Source organism: Streptomyces sp. NBC_00078, assembly GCF_026343335.1.
In the GTDB taxonomy this organism is placed as follows: Bacteria; Actinomycetota; Actinomycetes; order Streptomycetales; family Streptomycetaceae; genus Streptomyces.
Genome location: NZ_JAPELX010000001.1, coordinates 8,159,339 through 8,177,907, shown reverse-complemented (window position 1 = coordinate 8,177,907; position 18,569 = coordinate 8,159,339). Strand labels below are relative to the sequence as shown.

The window sequence follows — 18,569 nt, the reverse complement described above, 5'->3', positions numbered from 1 at the left end:
CACCCCCACACGAGGAGCGTCGCGCATGGCCGAGTCAGTCCAGCCCTTCGACTTGATCACTATGGGCCGTATCGGGGTGGATCTCTACCCCCTGCAGTCGGGCGTGGGCCTGGCGAAGGTCGAGACCTTCGGCAAGTTCCTCGGCGGTTCGGCGACGAATGTGGCGGTTGCGGCCGCAAGGCTCGGCCGCTCCACCGCGGTGATCACCCGTACCGGGGACGATCCCTTCGGCACCTATCTGCACGAGGCGCTGAAGGAGTTCGGCGTCGACGACCGCTGGGTCGCGCCCGTCGCCGCCTACCCGACACCGGTGACCTTCTGCGAGATCTTCCCTCCGGACGACTTCCCTCTCTACTTCTACCGGCAGCCTAAAGCCCCTGACCTGGAGATACACACCGAGGAGCTCGACTTCTTCGCCATTCGGGCGACCCGGGTCTTCTGGATCACCGGCACCGGACTGAGCGAGGAGCCGAGCCGCTCGGCCACACTCGCCGCCCTCAAGGCGCGCGACAGGGCGGGGACGACCGTCTTCGACCTCGACTGGCGGCCAGTGCTGTGGAACGACGCGGCCTGGAAGGACCCGGAGGAGGCCCGCCCGTACTACGCGGAGGCGCTGCGGCACGCCACGGTCGCCGTCGGCAACCTCGACGAGTGCGAGGTGGCCACCGGCGTCCGCGAGCCGCGAGCCTGCGCCGAGGCGCTGCTGGCGGCCGGTGTGGAGCTGGCGGTCGTCAAGCAGGGCCCCAAGGGCGTGCTCGCGGTGCACCGCGACGGCACCACCGCCGAGATTCCGCCGGTGCCGGTCGAGGTGGCCAACGGCCTCGGCGCGGGCGACGCCTTCGGCGGCGCCCTCGTCCACGGGCTGCTGTCCGGCTGGGAGTTGGCCGAAATCGTTCGGTACGCCAACGCGGCCGGTGCCCTTGTCGCCTCCCGTCTCGCCTGTTCCTCCGCGATGCCCACCGAGGCCGAGGTCGAAGACCTCCTCGCGCGCACCACTGCCTGAACGGAGCCTTTCGTTGACCATCAGCATCCCCGACCTCGTCTCGGTCAGGGCGCGCCATCCCGAAGCCGTCGCCGAAGCGGCCGCCCGGCGCGCCCGCCGCCCGCTCGTCGGCGACAGCGGCCGTCTGATGATCGTGGCCGCCGATCACCCGGCCCGCGGTGCGCTCGGCGTCGGCGACCGCCCACTCGCCATGGCCAACCGGGCGGACCTGCTGGAGCGCCTGTGCATCGCGCTCTCGCGGCCCGGCGTCGACGGGGTGCTGGCGACCGCCGACATCCTGGAGGACCTCCTCCTGCTCGGGGTGCTGGAGAACAAGGTCGTCATGGGCTCCATGAACCGCGGGGGCCTGGCGGGCGCGGTCTTCGAGATGGACGACCGGTTCACCGGCCACCGCGCCGAGGACATCGCCCGTCTGCGCTTCGACGCGGGCAAGCTGCTGCTGCGTATCGACTACGACGACCCGGGCTCGCTGACGACCCTGGAGTCCACCGCCCGCGCCGTCGACGCCATGGCGGCACACCGGCTCCCCCTGTTCGTCGAGCCGTTCGTCTCCCTGCGGATCGACGGCCGGGTCCGCAACGACCTGTCCGCCGAGGCCGTCACCAGGTCCATCACCATCGCCTCGGGCCTCGGCGGCACCTCCGCCTACACCTGGTTGAAGCTGCCCGTCACCGACGACCCGGACGACATGGGCGAGGTCCTGGAGGCCTCCACGCTGCCGGCCGTCCTGCTCGGCGGTGAGGTGGGCGAGGACCAGGAGGGCGCGTACGAGCGCTGGCGCAAGGCCCTCAAGCTGCCCACGGTGCAGGGCCTGGTCGTCGGCCGGTCGCTGCTCTACCCGGCCGGGGGCAGTGTGGAAGCAGCGGTCGACACGGCCGTAGGCCTGCTGTGACGTGGTTGTCGTGACACGGAGGAACGCAATGACGTATCACCTTCCCGCCGGAAAGGCCCTCGGCGGCCCCTACGTCGTGGACATCACGCCGGAAAAGGCCGGTTGGGGCTACTCCAGCCTGCGCGTCCTGGAGCTGCCGCCGGGCGGCGCGCACACCTTCGACACCGGCGACAGCGAGTGGATCGTGCTGCCGCTGAGCGGTGGCTGCACGGTGTCGGCCGCCGACGACTTCGGCCACGACACCTTCGAACTCGCCGGCCGCGACAGCGTGTTCAGTGGCGTCAGCGACTTCGCCTACGTACCCAGGGACGCCCGTACGACGGTCACGTCCGACGCCGGTGGACGGTTCGCGCTCACCGGGGCGCGCTGCGTCCGGCGGCTGCCCGCCCGCTACGGACCGGCTTCGGCCGTACCGGTGGAGCTGCGCGGCACGGGCAGCTCCTCCCGTCAGGTCAACAACTTCGGCGCGGCGGCAGCTGACGGACAGGGTTTCGAGTGCGACAAGCTGATCGCGGTCGAGGTGATCACGCCGGGCGGCAACTGGTCGTCCTTCCCGCCGCACAAGCACGACGAGCACCGGCCGGGCGAGGAGTCCGTCCTCGAAGAGGTGTACTACTTCGAGTTCGCCGACCACGACGGCACACCCGGTCTCGGCTACCAGCGCGTCTCCCCGTCCGGGCAGGGCCGGGGCACGGACGTCCTGGCCGAAGTCCGCAGCGGTGACGTCGTGTTGATCCCCGACGGATGGCACGGGCCGTCCATGGCCGTGCCCGGCCACCACATGTACTACCTGAACGTCATGGCGGGCCCCGAGCCCGAGCGCGCCTGGCTGATCTGCGACCACCCCGATCACGCCTGGGTCCGCGACACCTGGCCCGAGCAGCCGGTCGACCCCCGCCTCCCCCTCTACACGGCCCCGGAGAAGTCCTGATGAGCACCCCCACCCGCCGCCTGACCGCAGCCCAGGCCCTGGTGCGCTTCCTGTCCGTCCAGTACACCGAGCGCGACGGCGTACGCCACCGGCTGATCGCCGGCACCTGGGGCATCTTCGGCCACGGCAATGTGGCGGGCCTCGGTCAGGCCCTGATGGAGGCAGGTATCGGACCAGACGCCGCGATGCCCTTCCACCAGGGGCGCAACGAGCAGGCGATGGTGCACGCGGCCGTCGGTTACGCCCGCCAGCTCGACCGCCTCTCCGCGCAGGCGGTGACGACCTCCATCGGCCCGGGTGCCACGAACCTGGTCACCGGCGCCGCCCTGGCCACCATCAACCGCCTGCCGGTCCTGCTCCTGCCCGGCGACTACTTCGCCACCCGCTCCGCCGACCCGCTGCTCCAGCAGCTGGAGCACCCGACCGAGGCCGACGTGTCGGTCAACGACACCCTGCGCCCGGTGTCCCGCTACTTCGACCGCGTCACCCGCCCCGAGGCCCTGATCCCGTCAGCCCTGAACGCCATGCGGGTCCTCGCCGACCCCGTCGAGACCGGCGCGGTCACCCTGGCCCTCCCCCAGGACGTGCAGGCGGAGGCGTACGACTGGCCGGAGGAGTTCTTCGCCGAGCGCGTGTGGCGCGTACGGCGTCCCGCGCCCGACCCGTTCGAGCTGGCAAAGGCGCTGGAGGCGATCCGGGCCGCCGGGCGTCCGCTGATCGTCGCGGGCGGCGGCATCCACCACAGCCGGGCGGAGGAGGCGCTGAAGGCCCTGGTGGACGCCACCGGCATCCCTGTCGCCTCGACGCAGGCGGGCAAGGGCTCGCTGCGCCACGACCACCCCGCCGACCTCGGCGGCATCGGCCACACCGGCACGGCGGTCAGTGACGACATCGCGCGCGCAGCCGACCTGGTGATCGGCGTCGGCACCCGCTACACCGACTTCACGACCGCCTCCCACACCCTCTTCCAGAACCCGGACGTCCGGTTCGTCAACCTCAACATCGCCGCGTTCGACGCCCACAAGCTGGCGGCGCGCCCGCTCGTCTGCGATGCGCGGGCGGGTCTGGAGGCGCTCCTGGACGGGCTGGCCGACCACCACGTCGGTGCCGGGTACGAGGCCGAGTACCGGGCCGGCAGGGCGCGTTGGGAGGAGGTCGTCGAGGCGGCCTACAGCGCGCCGGACGAGAACGCGGTACCCACTCAGACGCAGGTGCTCGGCGCCCTGGACGCGGTCGTCGGCGCCGACGACGTCGTGATCAACGCGGCCGGTTCGCTCCCCGGCGACCTGCACAAGCTCTGGCGGGCGCGCAGCCCCCGCCAGTACCACCTGGAGTACGGCTACTCCTGCATGGGCTACGAGATTCCGGCCGGCATCGGCGTCCAGCAGGCCACCCCCGGCACCCCGGTCTGGTCCCTGGTGGGCGACGGCACCTACCTGATGATGCCGACCGAGATCGTCACGGCCGTCCAGGAGGGCCTGCCGGTCAATCTCCTGCTCATCCAGAACCACGGCTACGCGTCCATCGGCGGTCTCTCCGAGGCCGTCGGCGGCGAGCGCTTCGGCACCGCCTACCGCTACCGGGCCGCCGACGGGACGTTCTCCGGTGCCCCGCTCCCGGTCGACCTGGCCGCCAACGCGGGCAGCCTCGGCATGGACGTCCTGCGCGCCAAGACGGTGCGCGAGCTGCGCGAGGCGCTCGCCACGGCCCGCGCCTCCGACCGCCCGACCTGCGTCTACGTCGAGACCGACACCGCCACCCCGACCGCTCTCCCGGCCGAGGCCTGGTGGGACGTGCCGGTGGCCGAGGTCGCCTCCCGTGAGGCGGCGTCGAACGCCCGCGAGGAGTACGACCGCCAGGTCGTCGACCGGCGCCGTCACCTCTGAACTCCCCGTACCTGAAAGGCCCTTGCACCATGAAGACCCTCACCCGCCGGCCCGACGCGGGCATCAACCTCGGTTCCCCCAACCACTCCTGACGATTCGTCAACCCATCAGAGGGAGGTACTCCATGGCGAGGACCGGCGCCGGCCCACGTGCCACGACGGCAGCACTCGACTCGCTGGACTTCGCCCTGGACCGGGGCAGTCCGGTGCCGCTGTACTACCAGCTCGCCCAGCAGCTGGAGGCGGCGATCGAGCACGGGGTCCTCGCCCCGGGAAACCTCCTGGGCAACGAGATCGACCTCTCGACCCGGCTCGGCCTGTCCAGACCGACCGTCCGCCAGGCCATTCAGTCCCTGGTCGACAAGGGGCTGCTGGTGCGCCGCCGCGGCGTCGGCACGCAGGTGGTGCACAGCCAGGTCAAGCGCCCTCTGGAGCTCAGCAGCCTCTACGACGACCTGGAGGCGGCCGGCCAGGGCCCGGCCACGCGGGTGGTGCGCAACGAGCACAGACCGGCACCCGCCGACGTCGCCGCCGCGCTCGGCATCGCGGAGGGCAGCGAGGTCATCGTCCTGGAACGACTGCGCCTCACCCACGGCCAGCCGGTCGCCCTCCTGTGCAACCACCTGCCCGCGACACTGCTCGACCTCAACACCGAACGCCTGGAGTCGACGGGCCTCTACCGGATGATGCGCACCGCGGGCATCACCCTGCACAGTGCCCGCCAGACCATCGGCGCCCGCTCCGCCACCGCCGAGGAGGCGGCCCGCCTCGACGAGGAGGAGGGCTCCGCCGTGCTGACGATGCAGCGCACGGCGTACGACGACACCGGCCGCCCGGTCGAGTACGGGACGCACATCTACCGGGCGTCGCGGTACGCGTTCGACTTCCAGCTGCTCGTCAGGCCGTGAAGGATCCGCTTGAGGGTCCGCCGCTTGAGGGTCCGCTTGACTCCGGGGAGCGAGGCGCGCGCCGTACATATACGTCGTAAACATACGACGTCACCTCCGCACATCGGTGAGGCACCGTGGACAAGGAGCGGCGAGCACGTGCACGTCCGGGGGCCGGCTGGGCCGCGTCCACCATCCTTGTCACCGGCGGGGCGGGCTTCGTCGGCAGCCACGCCTGTGTCGAGCTCCTCGACCACGGCTACGAGGTATCGTGGTCGACGACTACGCGAACAGCACACCCGAGGTGTTCGCCCCGGTGGAGCGGATCGCGGGCCGGTTCGTCGGCGCCGTCTACGAGCTGGACCTCCGGGACCGGCGCGCCCTGTCGGCGGTGTTCGACCGGCACTCCGTGGACGCCGTCCTGCACTTCGCCGCACGCAGATACGTGCACGCGTCGGCCGCCTCGCCCGTCGAGTGCTACGACACCAACGTGGGCGGCACCACCGCGCTGCTGCGGACCATGCACGAACACGGCGTCCACCGGCTCGTGTTCCCCCCCTCGTGTGCCGTCTACGGCGACGCCGCCGCCGGTCTGCTCGACGAGACCACCCCGGTCCGGCCGGCCACGCCCTACGCGTCCTCGAAGTGGATCTGCGAGCAGATCCTCGCCGACGTCTGCCGTCACCGCCCCGAGTACACCGTGCTGTGCCTGCGGCACTTGGCCGTGCACACCGTCGCCGTCCGGCGCGTACCGCCGGAGGAAGCCGCCGTGATGCAGCCGGCGCATGGCCCGGAGCGTGCCACGCACCCGCTCGTCCCGGGCCGGCAGAAAGCCGAGCCGCGGCATCAGCAGCGCCGAGGCGTCCAGGGCCAAGGAGCCGTAGGACTGCACGAAGGAACACCGGCCGGGGTCCCAGCCCTCCCGGCACACCTGGCGGTGCACCTCGTCCCGCAGGGCGTGCCATGCGCCGAAGGAGCCGTCGCGGCCCAGCAGCCGCCCCATCCGCAAGGCGCGGTCGGCGGCCACCCAGACCATGACCTTGGAGTGCAGGACAGTTCAGTCAACTCGACCCACTTGACGCCGTGCACATATGGGGAAAAAATGTACGTATACGTCGTAAATATATAGCGTCCACCAGGTCTGCAACCCGGAGGCATCGGCATGAACAGCGCCTCTCCCATCACGGCGGTCCTCGATCTCGCCCCCGGGCCCGAGGACAAGTCCGCGCAGTTCGACCACGCCTCGGCAGCCGTCGCCGTCGTCGGCCTCGGATACGTCGGTCTGCCCACCAGCCTCACCCTGCTCGCCGCGGGCAACGAGGTCGTCGGGGTCGACGTCAGCGAGGGCCGGCTGGACGCCATCCGCCGCGGCGAGGTGGACCTGCTGCCCACCGACCACGGGCGCCTCGCGGCCCATGCGGACTACCCGCGGTTCACCATCACGTCCGAGCACGCCGCGACAGCCCGGGCCCGCACCGTCGTGATCTGTGTGCCGACGCCGATCGACCGCCACCTCGTGCCCGACCTTCGCGCCCTCGCCGCGGCGTGCACCTCGGTGGTCGAGCACGCCGTGCCCGGTCAGCTGCTGATCCTCACCTCGACCACGTATGTGGGCGCCACCCGCGATCTGCTGGCGCAGCCGCTGACGGAGCGCGGGTTCCAGGTCGGCAGCGACGTGTTCGTGGCCTTCTCCCCGGAGCGCATCGACCCGGGCCGTGCGGAGCACCCGCACGACCGCACCCCGCGCGTGGTCGGCGGCATGGGCGAGTTGAGCACCAGCCTGGCCGCGGCCGTTCTGCGTCGGACCGCACCCGCCGTGCACGTGCTCTCCTCGGCCGAGGAGGCCGAGATGACCAAGCTGTGGGAGAACACCTTCCGGGCCGTCAACCTCGCGCTGGCCAACGAGTTCGCCGAGGACTGCCGGGCCCTCGGCCTGCAGCCACGACCGATCATCGAGGCGGCGGCGACCAAGCCCTACGGTTTCGTGGCGCACTATCCCGGGCCCGGCGTGGGCGGCCACTGCATCCCCTGCGATCGGCACTATCTGCTCTGGCAGTTGCGTGCCATGCGCGTCGCCTCCCCGCTCGTCGAGACGGCGATGTCCGCGATCGCGGCCCGGCCCCGGCAGGTGGTGCGACGCGTGCGCGACATCCTCGCCGACCGGGGCACCAGCACCTCGGGCGCCCGGATCCTGCTGGTGGGCGTCTCCTAAAGTCGGGCGTCGCGGACCTGCGCGAGTCGCCTGCCCTGGAGATCCTGGCGGAACTGGCCGCGGAGGGCGCCAAGGTGCACTTCACGGACCCGCTGATCCCCACGCTCACGCTCGGCCCCCTGACGCTCGACGGCGTCGCCGAACCGGAGGCGGAGCCGTGGGACCTGGTCGTGGTGCACACGGTGCACCCGGGCACCGAGCTGGAATGGCTCGCCGATCAGCCGGCCGTGCTGGACGCCACCTACCGACTCGGCCCGCTCAAGGCCAAGGCGGTCCTGTGAGCGCCGCGTACACCGGCCGCAGGCACCCCGGTGCGGGTGCCGCCTCGGCCCCGCCCCGGCCGGGGGCCTCCGGGGGGCAGCCCCGTGGTCCGCTGCCGGAGCGCTCCGGGCCGGGCCGGGGTGTGCTCACCCAGCCGAAGCCGAAACAGAAGCCGGCACCGCCGCCACTGCCACCCCTTCGCTCGGCGCGGCCGCAGCGGCCAGGGGTGGTGCGCCGTCTGCTGGACCGGATGGACCCGGACATCCGCTACGACGCACGCCGCGTGCTGGTCCTCATCTGTCTGCTGCCGCTGCTGCTGCTGCCGCTGCTGCTGCTGATCCTGGCGCGCGGGGCGTACGCACTGCAGCGCGATCCGCTGCTGCTGAGCTACGGCTTCACCGTCCTGCTCGGCACCATCACGATGTTCTACCTCGCCTACACCCGCTACGACGATCCGTCGGAACGCCCCATGCGCAAGCGGCCCAAGGACCGCGACAGCTTTCCCGCACTGCCCACCACACCGAAGGTGAGCTTCCTGCTCGCGGTCAAGGACGAGGTGGAGTGCATCGAGAACTGTGTGCGCTCCATGGCCACCAGCGACTACCCGGACCTCCAGGTCGTCGTGGTCGACGACCTGTCCGAGGACGGCACCCAGGACGTGCTGCGCCGGCTGGAGACGGAACTCGACATCAAGGTCATCTGCCTGGACAGGAACCTCGGCAAGAAGGGTGCCCTGGTCCGCCCCTGCGAGGAGGCCGACGGCGACATCATCGCCATGACCGACTCCGACTGCTTCCTGGCCCCGGACGCCCTCGCCCGCTGTGTGCGGGTACTCGTCGCACACCGCGAGCTGGGTGCGGTCAGCGGTCACGCCCGCGCGCTCAACGCGGACTTCAGCTTCTGGACGAAGGCCCAGGACGTCTGGTTCGAGGGCCAGTTCCGGGTGGTGAAGGCGACCGAGGCCACCTTCGGGACCGTCACCTGCGTCTCCGGGCAGCTGGCCGTGTTCCGGCGCGAGGCCATCTTCAACTACCTGCCCGCCTGGGCCAACGACCATTTCATGGCGCCCCCTTCCGCTTCTCCACCGACCGCCAGCTCACCGGTTACGTCCTCGGGCAGAAGTGGAAGGGCCAGGCGCTCAAGTGCCAGTACGCCGACTCGCCGTTCGTCACCGAGCGGGACTACCCGGAGCGCAGATGGCGGGTCGGCTACGTCTATTCGGCCAAGGTGTGGACCAACGCCCCGCCCCGTTTCCGGCCCCTGATGAAGCAGCAGATCCGCTGGAAGAAGAGCTTCATCCGCAATCTGTGCTTCACCGGTACGTTCATGTGGCACATGGGCCCGGGGCCGGCGACCCTCTACTACGGCCACGTCCTGTGGGTGAGCGCCGCGCCGTTCATGGCGTTCCGGCACATGATCTGGGCGCCGGCCCACGGGGAGGCCTTCCTCACCCTGCTCTACCTGTGCGGAATCATCCTCAAGGGCTGCGCCTACGGCCTCGCCTTCAAGATCGACAACCCTGGTGACAACCACTGGATCTACCGGCCGGCGATGGGCCTGCTCTCCACCCTGCTGCTGGCCTGGATGCTGCCGTACTCCCTCGCCACCATCCGGCGGGGTGTCTGGTCGAGGAGCGCCACCTGATGAACGGGCCGCGCGAGTTCGACGTGCGCAGACTCGGGCGCGCGCTGGGCCTGTTGCTGTCGTTCGCCGTGGTCGCCTTCCTGTACGCGATGGTGCTCACCCGAGGGGGCATCCTGCCGTGACCGCAGCCGACGCCCTGTCGAGGCTGGGACCTCTGCTCGACGGCCTGAGGGGCCGGACGCGGCGAGGCGCCCGCCTGCTCACCCACTGATGGCTCCGCACCGGGCTGATCGCGCTCGCCCTGGCCGTGCTCCTGCTGCCGTTCTACGCGGCCACGCAGTACTACCCGAACCAGAAGTACCTGAGCAGGCAGGCCGATCCGCCGGCGCCCCGCGTCAACGCCACCGCCGCTTCGGCAGCGGCGCGGATGGACAGGAGCCTGCGTCCTTCGACGCCCACGCCTCGACGCGGTCGGCCGTGTCGTCGGTCGAGCCGCCGTCGACGACCACGATCTCGTCCCCGTCCTCCACCAGCGGGCCGAGCAGCCGGTCGATCGTGCCGGCCTCGTTGAGCACGGTGGTCACCACCGAGACCGGCGCGGTCCCGGTCAGCCCCGTCCCGGGCAGTCGGGCAGCCTCGGACAGGACCTGCGCCAAACGGCCGGCGCACTCGGCGGGGCCCGGATGGGAAGCGGTCAGTCGCTGTCCCACCGAGCCCATGGCAAGGCGGGTGTCGCCGTCCGTCAACCGACGCAGCGCCAGGCCCACTTCGCAGCAGTCGCCGGGCGGCACGGCGATCCCGGCGTGCGCCGCACCCGGTTGCGCAACCCGGTCGGCGACGGGGCCCGGTGTGGTGATCACCGGGACCGCGGAGCGCATGGCCTCCAGTGCGACCGCTCCGAACCCTTCCGGATAGGGCATGGCCGGGGTGGGTTTGGTCAGCACCGCGACCGCGTCGGCCGCGGGGATGATCCGCCAGGCGTCGGGTATCCAGCCCGTGAAGTCGACGCGGTCGCTCACTCCGGCCTCGGCGGCCAGCTTGGCGAGCCGGCTCTGCTCGCCCGGTTCGGTCGGCGCTTCACCTCCGACCACGGCCAGTCGCCAACGCTCTCCCCCGGGCCTCGCCAAGGCCTCGATCGCGACGTCCACGCCCTTGTTGGAGACCAGACGGCTGACGGTGAGCAACAGCGACTCGTCGGGGCCCGCTCCGAGCCGGGCACCGTGTCGCAGCAGTTCCCGGCGGGCGGCCTCGCGGGGCAGCGCGGTGCCCTCCGGCGCGGGGAACGGTACGAGTACGGCCCGCGGGTGCAGCGAGGCGAGGACCAGTCCCTCCGCGGTCGCCACGCAGTCGTCGGTGAGCGTGGCCAGGAGCTTCATCAGACGGGGGTGGGTGTAGTCGTGCTTGGCCCACACGCAGCGCACTCCGGTAAGCCACGCGGCCGGGGCGCACACGCATGCCGCTTTGATCCCGTTGGCGAGGACCACGTCCGGCCGGGCGGCCCGCAACCGGCGTGCGAGTGACATCGCGGACGCCGCGACCGCCGCTCCGGTCCGGCCCGTCGGCCGGGTGACGCAGGGCACCCCCCGTCGGCAGAACTGCTCACCCAGCGGGCCCTCCCCCAACATCACCACGTCCACGTCCAACCGGTCGGTGGAGTCGAGCAGCGACAGCAGCCAGAGTTCCGCACCGCCGAGGACTCCGGCGTTGGTGACCACCGTGACGCGCAGTGGACGGTTCATTCGGCCCTCCTCGATGAGGACGCCCTGGGGAGTCGCGGCTCTGGACAGAGAATTCACACAGCCTTGTCCGTATATTTACGATGTATACGTACATTAGACGCGCGGGACATACGGGTCAAGACGGGAACAGGGGGAGGGCGCCGCTTCCGAGTAGCATCCGTGTTTACGTCGTATACGGATGCCGTCACCCAGGAGAGGTCCCGCGGTCGTATGGCAAGGAGACGCGAGATGGCGCAAGGCTCGGATCCCGGCCCGACGCGTCGCGCCAGCGACCGCGGGCGTTACGGCAGGCTCAGTCGTGAGCGCGTGCTGGCCGCAGCACTGGAACTGGTGGACCGCGAAGGCCTCTCGGCGCTGAGCATGCGCCGACTGGGTGCGGACCTCGGGGTGGAGGCGATGGCGCTCTACCGCTATGCGGCGGGCAAGGACGCACTGCTCGACGGCCTGGTCGAGGCGCTCTATCTCGAACTCGATGAGCGCCTGGCCGCCGACTCCGAAGCCGGCTCCACGGACACCCATTCGCCCGACTGGCGGGCCGGACTCCACCGGATCGCCCGGGCGACGTACGACGTCTGCCTGGCCCACCCCCAGGCGGTCCCGCTGCTCACCACGCGCATGCTGGCCGTGCCGCTCGCGCGTCGCCCGCTCGCCGTGCTGAAGGACCACGAGAGGGTGCTCGCCCTGCTCCGGGAGGCCGGGCTCGACGACGCCGGCACGGCGGCCGTCTTCCGCGCCTTCACCGCGTGGCTGCTCGGCTATGTGTCCGTGGAGCTGCGGCCCATGGTGGACAACCCCGACGAGCAGGAGCCGGCGTTCCGTCTCGGCCTGCACCGCATGCCGCCCCAGGAACTGCCGGGGCTCCGGGCAGCCGCCCCCACCCTCACCGAGCCCGGCGGCCCCGAGGGCCTGACCGTGGGGCTGGACGCGCTGCTCGACCGATTCACCGAGATCTCCGGGAAGGGAGCCCCGGGTTCCGCCGGTATGGCGTGACCGTACTCTTCGACGGTGGCTGACAACGAGCTGACTCGGCTTCCCGGCATGCCGCTGCACGATCCCTTCGTCGTCGCCGACGACAGCACCCGTACGTACCACCTCTACACGTCCAACGAGCCATCCGTGTCAGGCGTGGACGGCACCGGCACGATGGTCTACCGCAGCCGGGACCTGCGCGACTGGACGCGCCCCGTCGTGGTCTTCCTGGCGTCCGAGCAGCGCGAACTCTGGGCGAGCGACGGCGGATGGGCGCCTGAGGTACACGAACGGGACGGCAGGTACTACCTGTTCACGACGCTGCACAACGAGGACAGACCGCTTCCGGTGCCGCCCGCCAACCAGTGGGGCACTCCGTTCCAGGTCGCGAACTACATGCGCGGCACGATCACCGCCGTCTCCGACTCGCTCCTCGGGCCCTTCACCGTCGTGCAGTCGGTGCGCGACCACGATCCGCACGCCCCGCTCCCCCGGTCGGCGTTCCTCGTCGTCTACGACCGCGCCGACACCGCCACCTACGAGGCGCGTGTCGACCTCACCACCGGGACCCTCACGTCCTGGACCCATCTTCCGGGCATCCAGCCGGCCATCATGATCGAGGAGATCATGGCCCTGGACGACATCGTGAAGAAGGATCCCCGGGCCGTGGCCGCTCTCGAACGGCACGGAGTCCACGACCTGGACCTGTTGCAGATCGATCCCTGGTCCACGGGAACGCTCCCCATCGACGGCATCGACGCGCGCCGGCGCATCATCCGGGCCAGCGCATACGTGCGGACCTTCCCGGAGGACAACGGCTACGCCCGGCCGGTCGGCAACCTGGTGTTCGTCATCGACTGCAACGAGCAGTCCGTGGCCGCGATCATCGAGGGCGACCCGATTCCCGTCCCCCCGGAGAGCGGAAACTACGACGTCGACAGCGTCGGCCCGCTCCGAACGGATCTGCGCCCGCTGGAGATCACCCAGCCCGACGGCCCGTCGTTCACGCTGGACGGACACGTCATCGAGCGGCAGCGGTGGCGGCTGCACGCGCATATCGACACCGTCGAAGGACTCGTCATCAGCGATGTCTCCTACCTCGACGGGGACCGTCGACGGTCGGTCCTGCACCGTGCGAGCATCAGCGAGATGGTCGTGCCCTACGGCGACACCAGCGACGACTTCTACTTCCGCAACGTCTTCGACGCCGGCGAGTACAACCTCGGGAAGACCGTCGGTTCCCTGTCGCTGGGCTGCGACTGCCTTGGTGAGATCCGCTATCTGGACGCGGTGCCGGCCGACGAATCGGGTGTTCCGCACACCGTGACGAACGCGATCTGTCTGCACGAGGAGGACTACGGAATCCTCTGGAAGCACTGGAACTTCCGCTATACGGACCAGGCCGAGGTCCGCCGCTCACGCCGCTTCGTCGTGTCGGCGATCCACACCATCGGCAACTACGAATACGGCTTCTTCTGGTACTTCTATCTCGACGGAACAATCCAGTTCGAGGCGAAACTCACCGGCATCGTCCAGACCCGGGCGATCGCACCGGGCGCCACCCCGCAGTTTCGGAGCCCTTGTGGCCCCGCAACTGGACGCACCCAACCACCAGCACCTGTTCAACATGCGGCTGGACCTGGAAGTCGACGGCCCCGACAACACCGTCGTGGAAGTCGACGCGGTGGGCATGCCGATCGGACCGGACAATCCCTACGGCAACGCCATCGTGGCGCGCAAGACCCCGATCGGCAACGAACGGGACAGCCGCCGGATGTGCGACCCGCTCACCGCACGCACCTGGAAGATCATCAACCCCGGCGTGCTCAACCGCCAAGGCGAACCGGTCGTCTGCAAGCTCGTACCCTTCGTCGGCCCGACCTTGCTGGCGGCCCCGGACAGCGATCTCGCCCGACAGCGGAGTTCGCCCGCACGCATCTGTGGGTCACCCGCTACTCACCCACCGAACTGCACGCGGCCGGTGACTACCCCAACCAGCATCCCGGCGACGGCATCGGCGAATGGGTCAAGCAGGAACGCGATCTGCTGAACACCGACGTCGTGCTGTGGCACACCTTCGGCACCTCGCACCTGCCACGGCCCGAGAACTGGCCGATCATGCCGTGTGACTACGTCGGCTTCTCCCTGAAGCCGGCAGGGTTCTTCGACCGGAACCCCTCGCTGGACGTCCCCCCGCCCGCCGGCCACGGCACCGCGCACTGCGCCCCCGGCCATGAGCCCGGCACGGAACAGGCCTCGTGACGTTCGGACTCCAGCGTTCCCCCGGCGGCGCCTCCGTGGGAGACGCGGCCGCCGGCCGGCACGTGCAGTCGCCGGAGTCGATCTGAGCACCGCCCTCCCACCGCGTGGGAGGGCGGACGGCGCCTGCCAGGACACGGTGACGGCGACACCGCCCCGCGACCAGGCCACGGCGGCCGATCAGCGACCGGACCGAACGGATGATCGGACGGCTCCGGGCGTAGTGATCGACGATCTTCGGCATGCAGGTCTCGCTTCCGGCGGCCTGAGCCCGCCTCGCTTCCTGCAGCGTCGGACTGCTGCACCTGACGTCCAGGTGTATCGACCCGCAGGGTTGTTCACACGCCGGAAGGGCGATGTCATCCGTCGGAGAAGGACCCGCTCCGTTGGGCGTGCCCGCCGATCGCGGCCTCGACCAGCCTCCTCTCGAAGCGCAGCAGTATCTCTTCGAGGTCCGCGGCGTCGAGGGAGGCCGCATTCGTCCCCAGACTGATTCCGGCTTCCTCGGACAGATTCCACACATCGAAGGAGAGCTTTCCGGAGTACGCGTCGACGGGTCCGGGGAAGTGTCCGTATCGGCTGGATGCCATGGCTCGCTCGATGTCCTGTGCCCTGTCGGGGCGGGCCCGGATCAGCGTTCGGGACGCCACGGGGCGGATGTTGACCATGTACGGATTGTGCGCGGAGCGGCCCAGCTCGGCGGAGACCTCGTCCAGGGACCTGGCGTAGCGGTCGGGCTCACGCAGGCTGAGGGAGGGGGATCGCAGGAGCGTCGCGTCGACGGCCCGGCACAGCGCGGGGAACCGGTCGCCGCCCAGGGACGTTTCGACCGGGACGAGGACCCGGCCGGCGATATGGGCCACCGCCTCGCGGGCGACAGCGGTCTGCCGGTTGGCTATGACGGTGTTCAACACGCATGTGCCGATGCCGAGGTGCTCGGCGAGCGCGCACGCGTATGCGGCCTGGAGGACCGCGGCCACGGACGTCCGGTACTGCTGCGCCAGAGTAGTTGCGGCGAGTGCGACCGCCGCCGAGTCGAGGCATACGAGGTGGTAGACGGCGTCCCCGTCGAGGCTCGCGGGCGCCTGGAGTTCGGGCATGGCGGACTGACGGAGCATGGCCCGGTCATGGGTGTCGACACGATGAGCGTGACGCAGCCCGGAGGGGCTGGCTTCGAAGCTCGCGATCTGCCGTGGCTGCCACCCCGAGCCGAGGTCGGCGCCCGGATCGGCGGCCAGCCGGGCTATGTGTTCGGCCACGATCCAGGCAGCTGTCGTATCCGCCGAGAAGTGGTGCAATGACAGCACGACCTGGGTGGGCCTGCAGTCCACGGTGACGACGGCGGCCCGCAACGGCAGGGCGTCCGGGGCGAATCCGGGCTCGGCCAGACGGAGGGCCAGGGCCGCCAACTCGTCGTTGTCCGCCTGGGCTTCGAACCCGTACTCGTCGACCTGGAGCACCCCGGACGCCACGACGACCGGGCGCGGGCGCCCGTCCGCGTCACGTGGATACAGCGTGCGCAGCGCCTCGCAGTGGGCCACGACTGCAGCGAAGGCATGCAGCACCGCGGCCATGTCGGGTGTGCCGTCGAGTGCCCGCGCCATCCGGACGTTCCTGTTGCGGGGTCCGTCGAGATGGGGTTGGCACTCTTCGCGGTCATGGGCCTTCTGCGACCAGGTCAGCTCGTGCTCGCCGGCGGTGCCGGCGACGAAGACGACGTCATGGCGTGCGGTCTGTCGCATACCGCCTCGGCTCTCCTCTGGTACGTCGGCGGCGCGGCACGTCTCGCGGGTGACGCGCGGAGGGGTGCGGGCGCCCCATGTTCAGGCAGAGGATAGAGCCGCGCGGCCCGCGTGCGTCAGAGCATGGGAGTTGGGATCCGCGACGACGACGGAGGCGTTGTGTCACGGCCTCCCGCCTGCGATCGCTGCCAGGTGGACAGTGCCCCCGCAGAAGAGACGCGGATCGTGCTCACCGGTCACCTCCGGGGGCGGCGGCGCGCTGACCGTGCGCCAGCCGTACCGGCCGCCGGCGCCACCGTCTCCCCCGTCTCCCCCGTCTCCCCCGTCTCCCCCGTCTCCCCCGTCTCCAGGGTGACGTCGGACGAGCGTGCCGCCCACGCGTGGGATGCGGCGTGGTCGTGGAAGTAGTGCGTGAGTCGACCAGGTTGGTCACGGCTCCGGCGTCGCTGCAGACGAAGCATTCGTGGCCGGTGGGCTCGGCCCAGCGCCGTACCTCGGTTGGGCGAGGGACAGCGCGGGGTCGTGGAACGGAAGTCGGTGACGGGTTCGGAGGCTCGGTACGGGCGGCACGCGGCTCCCTGCGATCACACCTTCGGCATCGAAGCGCTTCGACGCTGCATGGCGTTGAGCCACGCGTCAATCACAGGCCACTAAACCGGCGCAAGCCTTTTCCCCGCACCCGCTCCCGTCCCTGACGAGCTCACCAAAAGACCGAACTCACCCGCGGTGAAGCCGTATCGAGGACGCGGGGCACCGGCCCCCCAGGCCGTGCCTGTTACCGAAAAGTGACCTGAACGGCCCGTTGTCGCGCTCGGAAACGCGCCGTTAGTCTCCTCGAAACGTCGAAGCGCATCGACGGACACCTTCTCCAGGGCTCCCGACATCACGCCACCGGTCGACCCAGCGTCGGCCCGCCCACCGATCGGATCCACGAGAACGAAGGGCCGCAACGAGACATGAGCGTCGAGATGAACCGCCGAGCGGCCCTGCGGAGGACCGCGGGTGCAGCGGGCGCCGCCCCTCTCGCACCACTGCCGACTGCCTGCGGCGGCTCCCCCCTCCTCGTCGATGCGCATCAACGACAACCGCCGCCAGTACGGCTCGACCGGCAACAACACGACCGGAGACCTCCGGGTCCACGGCCGCATCTACTTCGGGACCAACGGACGCGGAGTCATCCACGGCGACCTGGCGTGAGGTCCGGCTCCCGGTCACCGCGATCCATATCCACCGTCCCGAAGGGGAGACCGACGTGGCCCTGCCGCCAGGGCAGGACGACCGGCTTCTCCTCTCCTGTGTGATCCCCCCACTCAGCACCCATTCAGGAGGGCTGATGAAATTCCGTATCGGCTGGGCCGCACTTCCCGCGGCTCTGGCTCTCGTCTTCACCTTGCCGAACTCGGCAGGGGCAGCCTCATCGACGTACTACTTCAAGCACTACTCGACCGGCGGCAGCGCCTCGACGTGGTACAGCAACGACGCGTCCTGGGGTGTGAACTCCTCGACCGGCACCGGATTCGTCGCCATGGTCGACGGCACGGACTGGGGCACCAAGTCCCCGGTGACCACACTCCCCAAGAAGCTCAGCGCCATCAGCTCCAACAACACGACGTGGTTCAGCCAGTCGGCGTACCCGAACTCCGGCTCACGCTACGACGCCACGTACGACATATTCATCGACCCGACCCCCGGGCCGACCAACCGCAACTCCAAGACCGAGCTGATGATCTGGCTCAACTGGTCGGGCACCCAGCCGCTGTCCAACGCCTATGACGCCAACGGCAACGCGGTCCCGACCGCGACCAACGTCAGCCTCGGCGGCCGTACCTGGAACATCTACGAGTACCACTGGAAGGACGGCGGCAACACCATCAGCTACCTCGACACGAGCAGGTCCGGCTGGTGGTCCGGCAGCCTCACCCCGTTCTTCAACTACGGCATCAACAGGGGTTACTACACCAACGACCAGTACCTCAACAGCATCATGGCGGGCTGGGAGTTCGGGCCGGGCAACTACACCGCCGGTTCCTGGGGCGTCGCGGGCTTCTGACGCCGCGAGGAGCACAGGCGTCCCCGGGACATCGCGCAGGCGGCGACAGCGTAGCAATAGGTCCCATGACTCAAGAAGAAGCGCACCGACTGCTGCGCACAGACTCACATCGATTTCACTATAACCACAGGTAAGCCGCCTCCTCGATCATCTTT

Annotated in this window: 15 protein-coding genes and 5 pseudogenes; 17 read left to right on the top strand and 3 right to left on the bottom strand. The window is 70.2% G+C overall.

Annotation, left to right across the window (positions count from 1 at the left end; genetic code table 11):
- Nucleotides 1-25 precede the first annotated feature (25 nt).
- The 6 genes and pseudogenes from iolC to OOK07_RS38010 form a co-directional block, all read left to right on the top strand.
- The gene (gene iolC / locus OOK07_RS38035; protein ID WP_266801035.1) at nucleotides 26-1,003 is read left to right on the top strand and encodes a 5-dehydro-2-deoxygluconokinase; all 978 of its coding nucleotides are present in this window, start codon (nucleotides 26-28) and stop codon (nucleotides 1,001-1,003) included.
- A 13-nt stretch (nucleotides 1,004-1,016) separates the two neighbouring features.
- Nucleotides 1,017-1,895 carry a Cgl0159 family (beta/alpha)8-fold protein gene (locus OOK07_RS38030; RefSeq protein WP_266801033.1) on the top strand — a complete coding sequence of 293 codons (879 nt, stop codon included), beginning with the start codon at nucleotides 1,017-1,019 and terminating at the stop codon, nucleotides 1,893-1,895.
- A gap of 28 nt (nucleotides 1,896-1,923) precedes the next feature.
- Nucleotides 1,924-2,826 (top strand): 5-deoxy-glucuronate isomerase, encoded by a 903-nt coding sequence (iolB, locus tag OOK07_RS38025; protein WP_266801031.1) that lies wholly within the window; start codon nucleotides 1,924-1,926, stop codon nucleotides 2,824-2,826.
- Nucleotides 2,826-4,712, top strand: a complete 1,887-nt coding sequence (gene iolD, locus OOK07_RS38020; protein ID WP_266801030.1) for a 3D-(3,5/4)-trihydroxycyclohexane-1,2-dione acylhydrolase (decyclizing) — start codon at nucleotides 2,826-2,828, stop codon at nucleotides 4,710-4,712. The genes iolB and iolD overlap by 1 nt, the downstream gene beginning before the upstream one ends.
- Nucleotides 4,713-4,836: 124 nt before the next feature.
- A complete protein-coding gene (locus tag OOK07_RS38015) occupies nucleotides 4,837-5,619 on the top strand; it encodes a GntR family transcriptional regulator (RefSeq protein WP_266801028.1) in 783 nt (260 codons plus the stop codon).
- A 173-nt stretch (nucleotides 5,620-5,792) separates the two neighbouring features.
- Nucleotides 5,793-6,316: pseudogene (locus tag OOK07_RS38010) on the top strand (NAD-dependent epimerase/dehydratase family protein); the annotation flags it as partial.
- Between the two features lie 81 nt (nucleotides 6,317-6,397).
- Here the strand turns inward: OOK07_RS38010 and OOK07_RS43865 are convergent.
- Nucleotides 6,398-6,601: pseudogene (locus tag OOK07_RS43865) on the bottom strand (glycoside hydrolase family 15 protein); the annotation flags it as partial.
- A 159-nt stretch (nucleotides 6,602-6,760) separates the two neighbouring features.
- Here OOK07_RS43865 and OOK07_RS38000 point away from each other — a divergent pair.
- From OOK07_RS38000 to OOK07_RS37990, 5 genes are read left to right on the top strand one after another with little or no spacing between them, the layout of a single operon-like run.
- Entirely contained in the window at nucleotides 6,761-7,810 is a 1,050-nt protein-coding gene (locus tag OOK07_RS38000) for a nucleotide sugar dehydrogenase (RefSeq protein WP_323183020.1), read from the top strand.
- A 17-nt stretch (nucleotides 7,811-7,827) separates the two neighbouring features.
- Nucleotides 7,828-8,091, top strand: a complete 264-nt coding sequence (locus OOK07_RS43345) for a UDP binding domain-containing protein (protein ID WP_323183049.1) — start codon at nucleotides 7,828-7,830, stop codon at nucleotides 8,089-8,091.
- Nucleotides 8,088-9,335 (top strand): glycosyltransferase family 2 protein, encoded by a 1,248-nt coding sequence (locus OOK07_RS37995; RefSeq protein WP_323183018.1) that lies wholly within the window; start codon nucleotides 8,088-8,090, stop codon nucleotides 9,333-9,335. The genes OOK07_RS43345 and OOK07_RS37995 overlap by 4 nt, the downstream gene beginning before the upstream one ends.
- Nucleotides 9,335-9,715: a hypothetical protein gene (locus OOK07_RS43340; RefSeq protein WP_323183017.1), complete on the top strand. Its 381-nt coding sequence runs from the start codon at nucleotides 9,335-9,337 to the stop codon at nucleotides 9,713-9,715. Before OOK07_RS37995 ends, OOK07_RS43340 begins: the two co-directional genes overlap by 1 nt.
- On the top strand, nucleotides 9,715-9,837 hold the full coding sequence (locus tag OOK07_RS37990) for a hypothetical protein (protein ID WP_266801026.1): 123 nt from the start codon (nucleotides 9,715-9,717) through the stop codon (nucleotides 9,835-9,837). Before OOK07_RS43340 ends, OOK07_RS37990 begins: the two co-directional genes overlap by 1 nt.
- A 213-nt stretch (nucleotides 9,838-10,050) precedes the next feature.
- Here the strand turns inward: OOK07_RS37990 and OOK07_RS37985 are convergent, their stop codons facing one another.
- On the bottom strand, nucleotides 10,051-11,394 hold the full coding sequence (locus tag OOK07_RS37985; protein WP_266801024.1) for a glycosyltransferase: 1,344 nt from the start codon (nucleotides 11,392-11,394) through the stop codon (nucleotides 10,051-10,053).
- A gap of 228 nt (nucleotides 11,395-11,622) precedes the next feature.
- Here OOK07_RS37985 and OOK07_RS37980 point away from each other — a divergent pair, with 228 nt between their 5' ends.
- From OOK07_RS37980 to OOK07_RS43855, 4 genes and pseudogenes are all read left to right on the top strand, one after another.
- Nucleotides 11,623-12,384, top strand: a complete 762-nt coding sequence (locus OOK07_RS37980) for a TetR/AcrR family transcriptional regulator (protein WP_266801023.1) — start codon at nucleotides 11,623-11,625, stop codon at nucleotides 12,382-12,384.
- A 48-nt stretch (nucleotides 12,385-12,432) separates the two neighbouring features.
- Nucleotides 12,433-12,855 (top strand): annotated as a pseudogene (locus OOK07_RS37975) (family 43 glycosylhydrolase); the annotation flags it as partial.
- 120 nt (nucleotides 12,856-12,975) lie between these two features.
- A pseudogene (locus OOK07_RS43860) lies at nucleotides 12,976-13,923 on the top strand (copper amine oxidase); the annotation flags it as partial.
- Nucleotides 13,924-13,990: 67 nt separating this feature from the next.
- Nucleotides 13,991-14,625 (top strand): annotated as a pseudogene (locus tag OOK07_RS43855) (copper amine oxidase).
- Between the two features lie 356 nt (nucleotides 14,626-14,981).
- On the opposite strand, the gene OOK07_RS37965 reads toward OOK07_RS43855, so the two are convergent.
- A complete protein-coding gene (locus OOK07_RS37965) occupies nucleotides 14,982-16,364 on the bottom strand; it encodes a condensation domain-containing protein (RefSeq protein WP_266801022.1) in 1,383 nt (460 codons plus the stop codon).
- Nucleotides 16,365-17,432: 1,068 nt separating this feature from the next.
- On the opposite strand from OOK07_RS37965, the gene OOK07_RS37960 reads away from it, so the two are divergent.
- Together OOK07_RS37960 and OOK07_RS37955 are read left to right on the top strand one after the other, a co-directional pair.
- Complete coding sequence (locus OOK07_RS37960; RefSeq protein ID WP_266801020.1) at nucleotides 17,433-17,561, top strand: hypothetical protein; 129 nt, start codon at nucleotides 17,433-17,435, stop codon at nucleotides 17,559-17,561.
- A gap of 136 nt (nucleotides 17,562-17,697) precedes the next feature.
- Nucleotides 17,698-18,414, top strand: coding sequence for a GH12 family glycosyl hydrolase domain-containing protein (locus tag OOK07_RS37955; RefSeq protein WP_266801019.1), 717 nt, complete (start codon nucleotides 17,698-17,700; stop codon nucleotides 18,412-18,414).
- Nucleotides 18,415-18,569 lie beyond the last annotated feature (155 nt).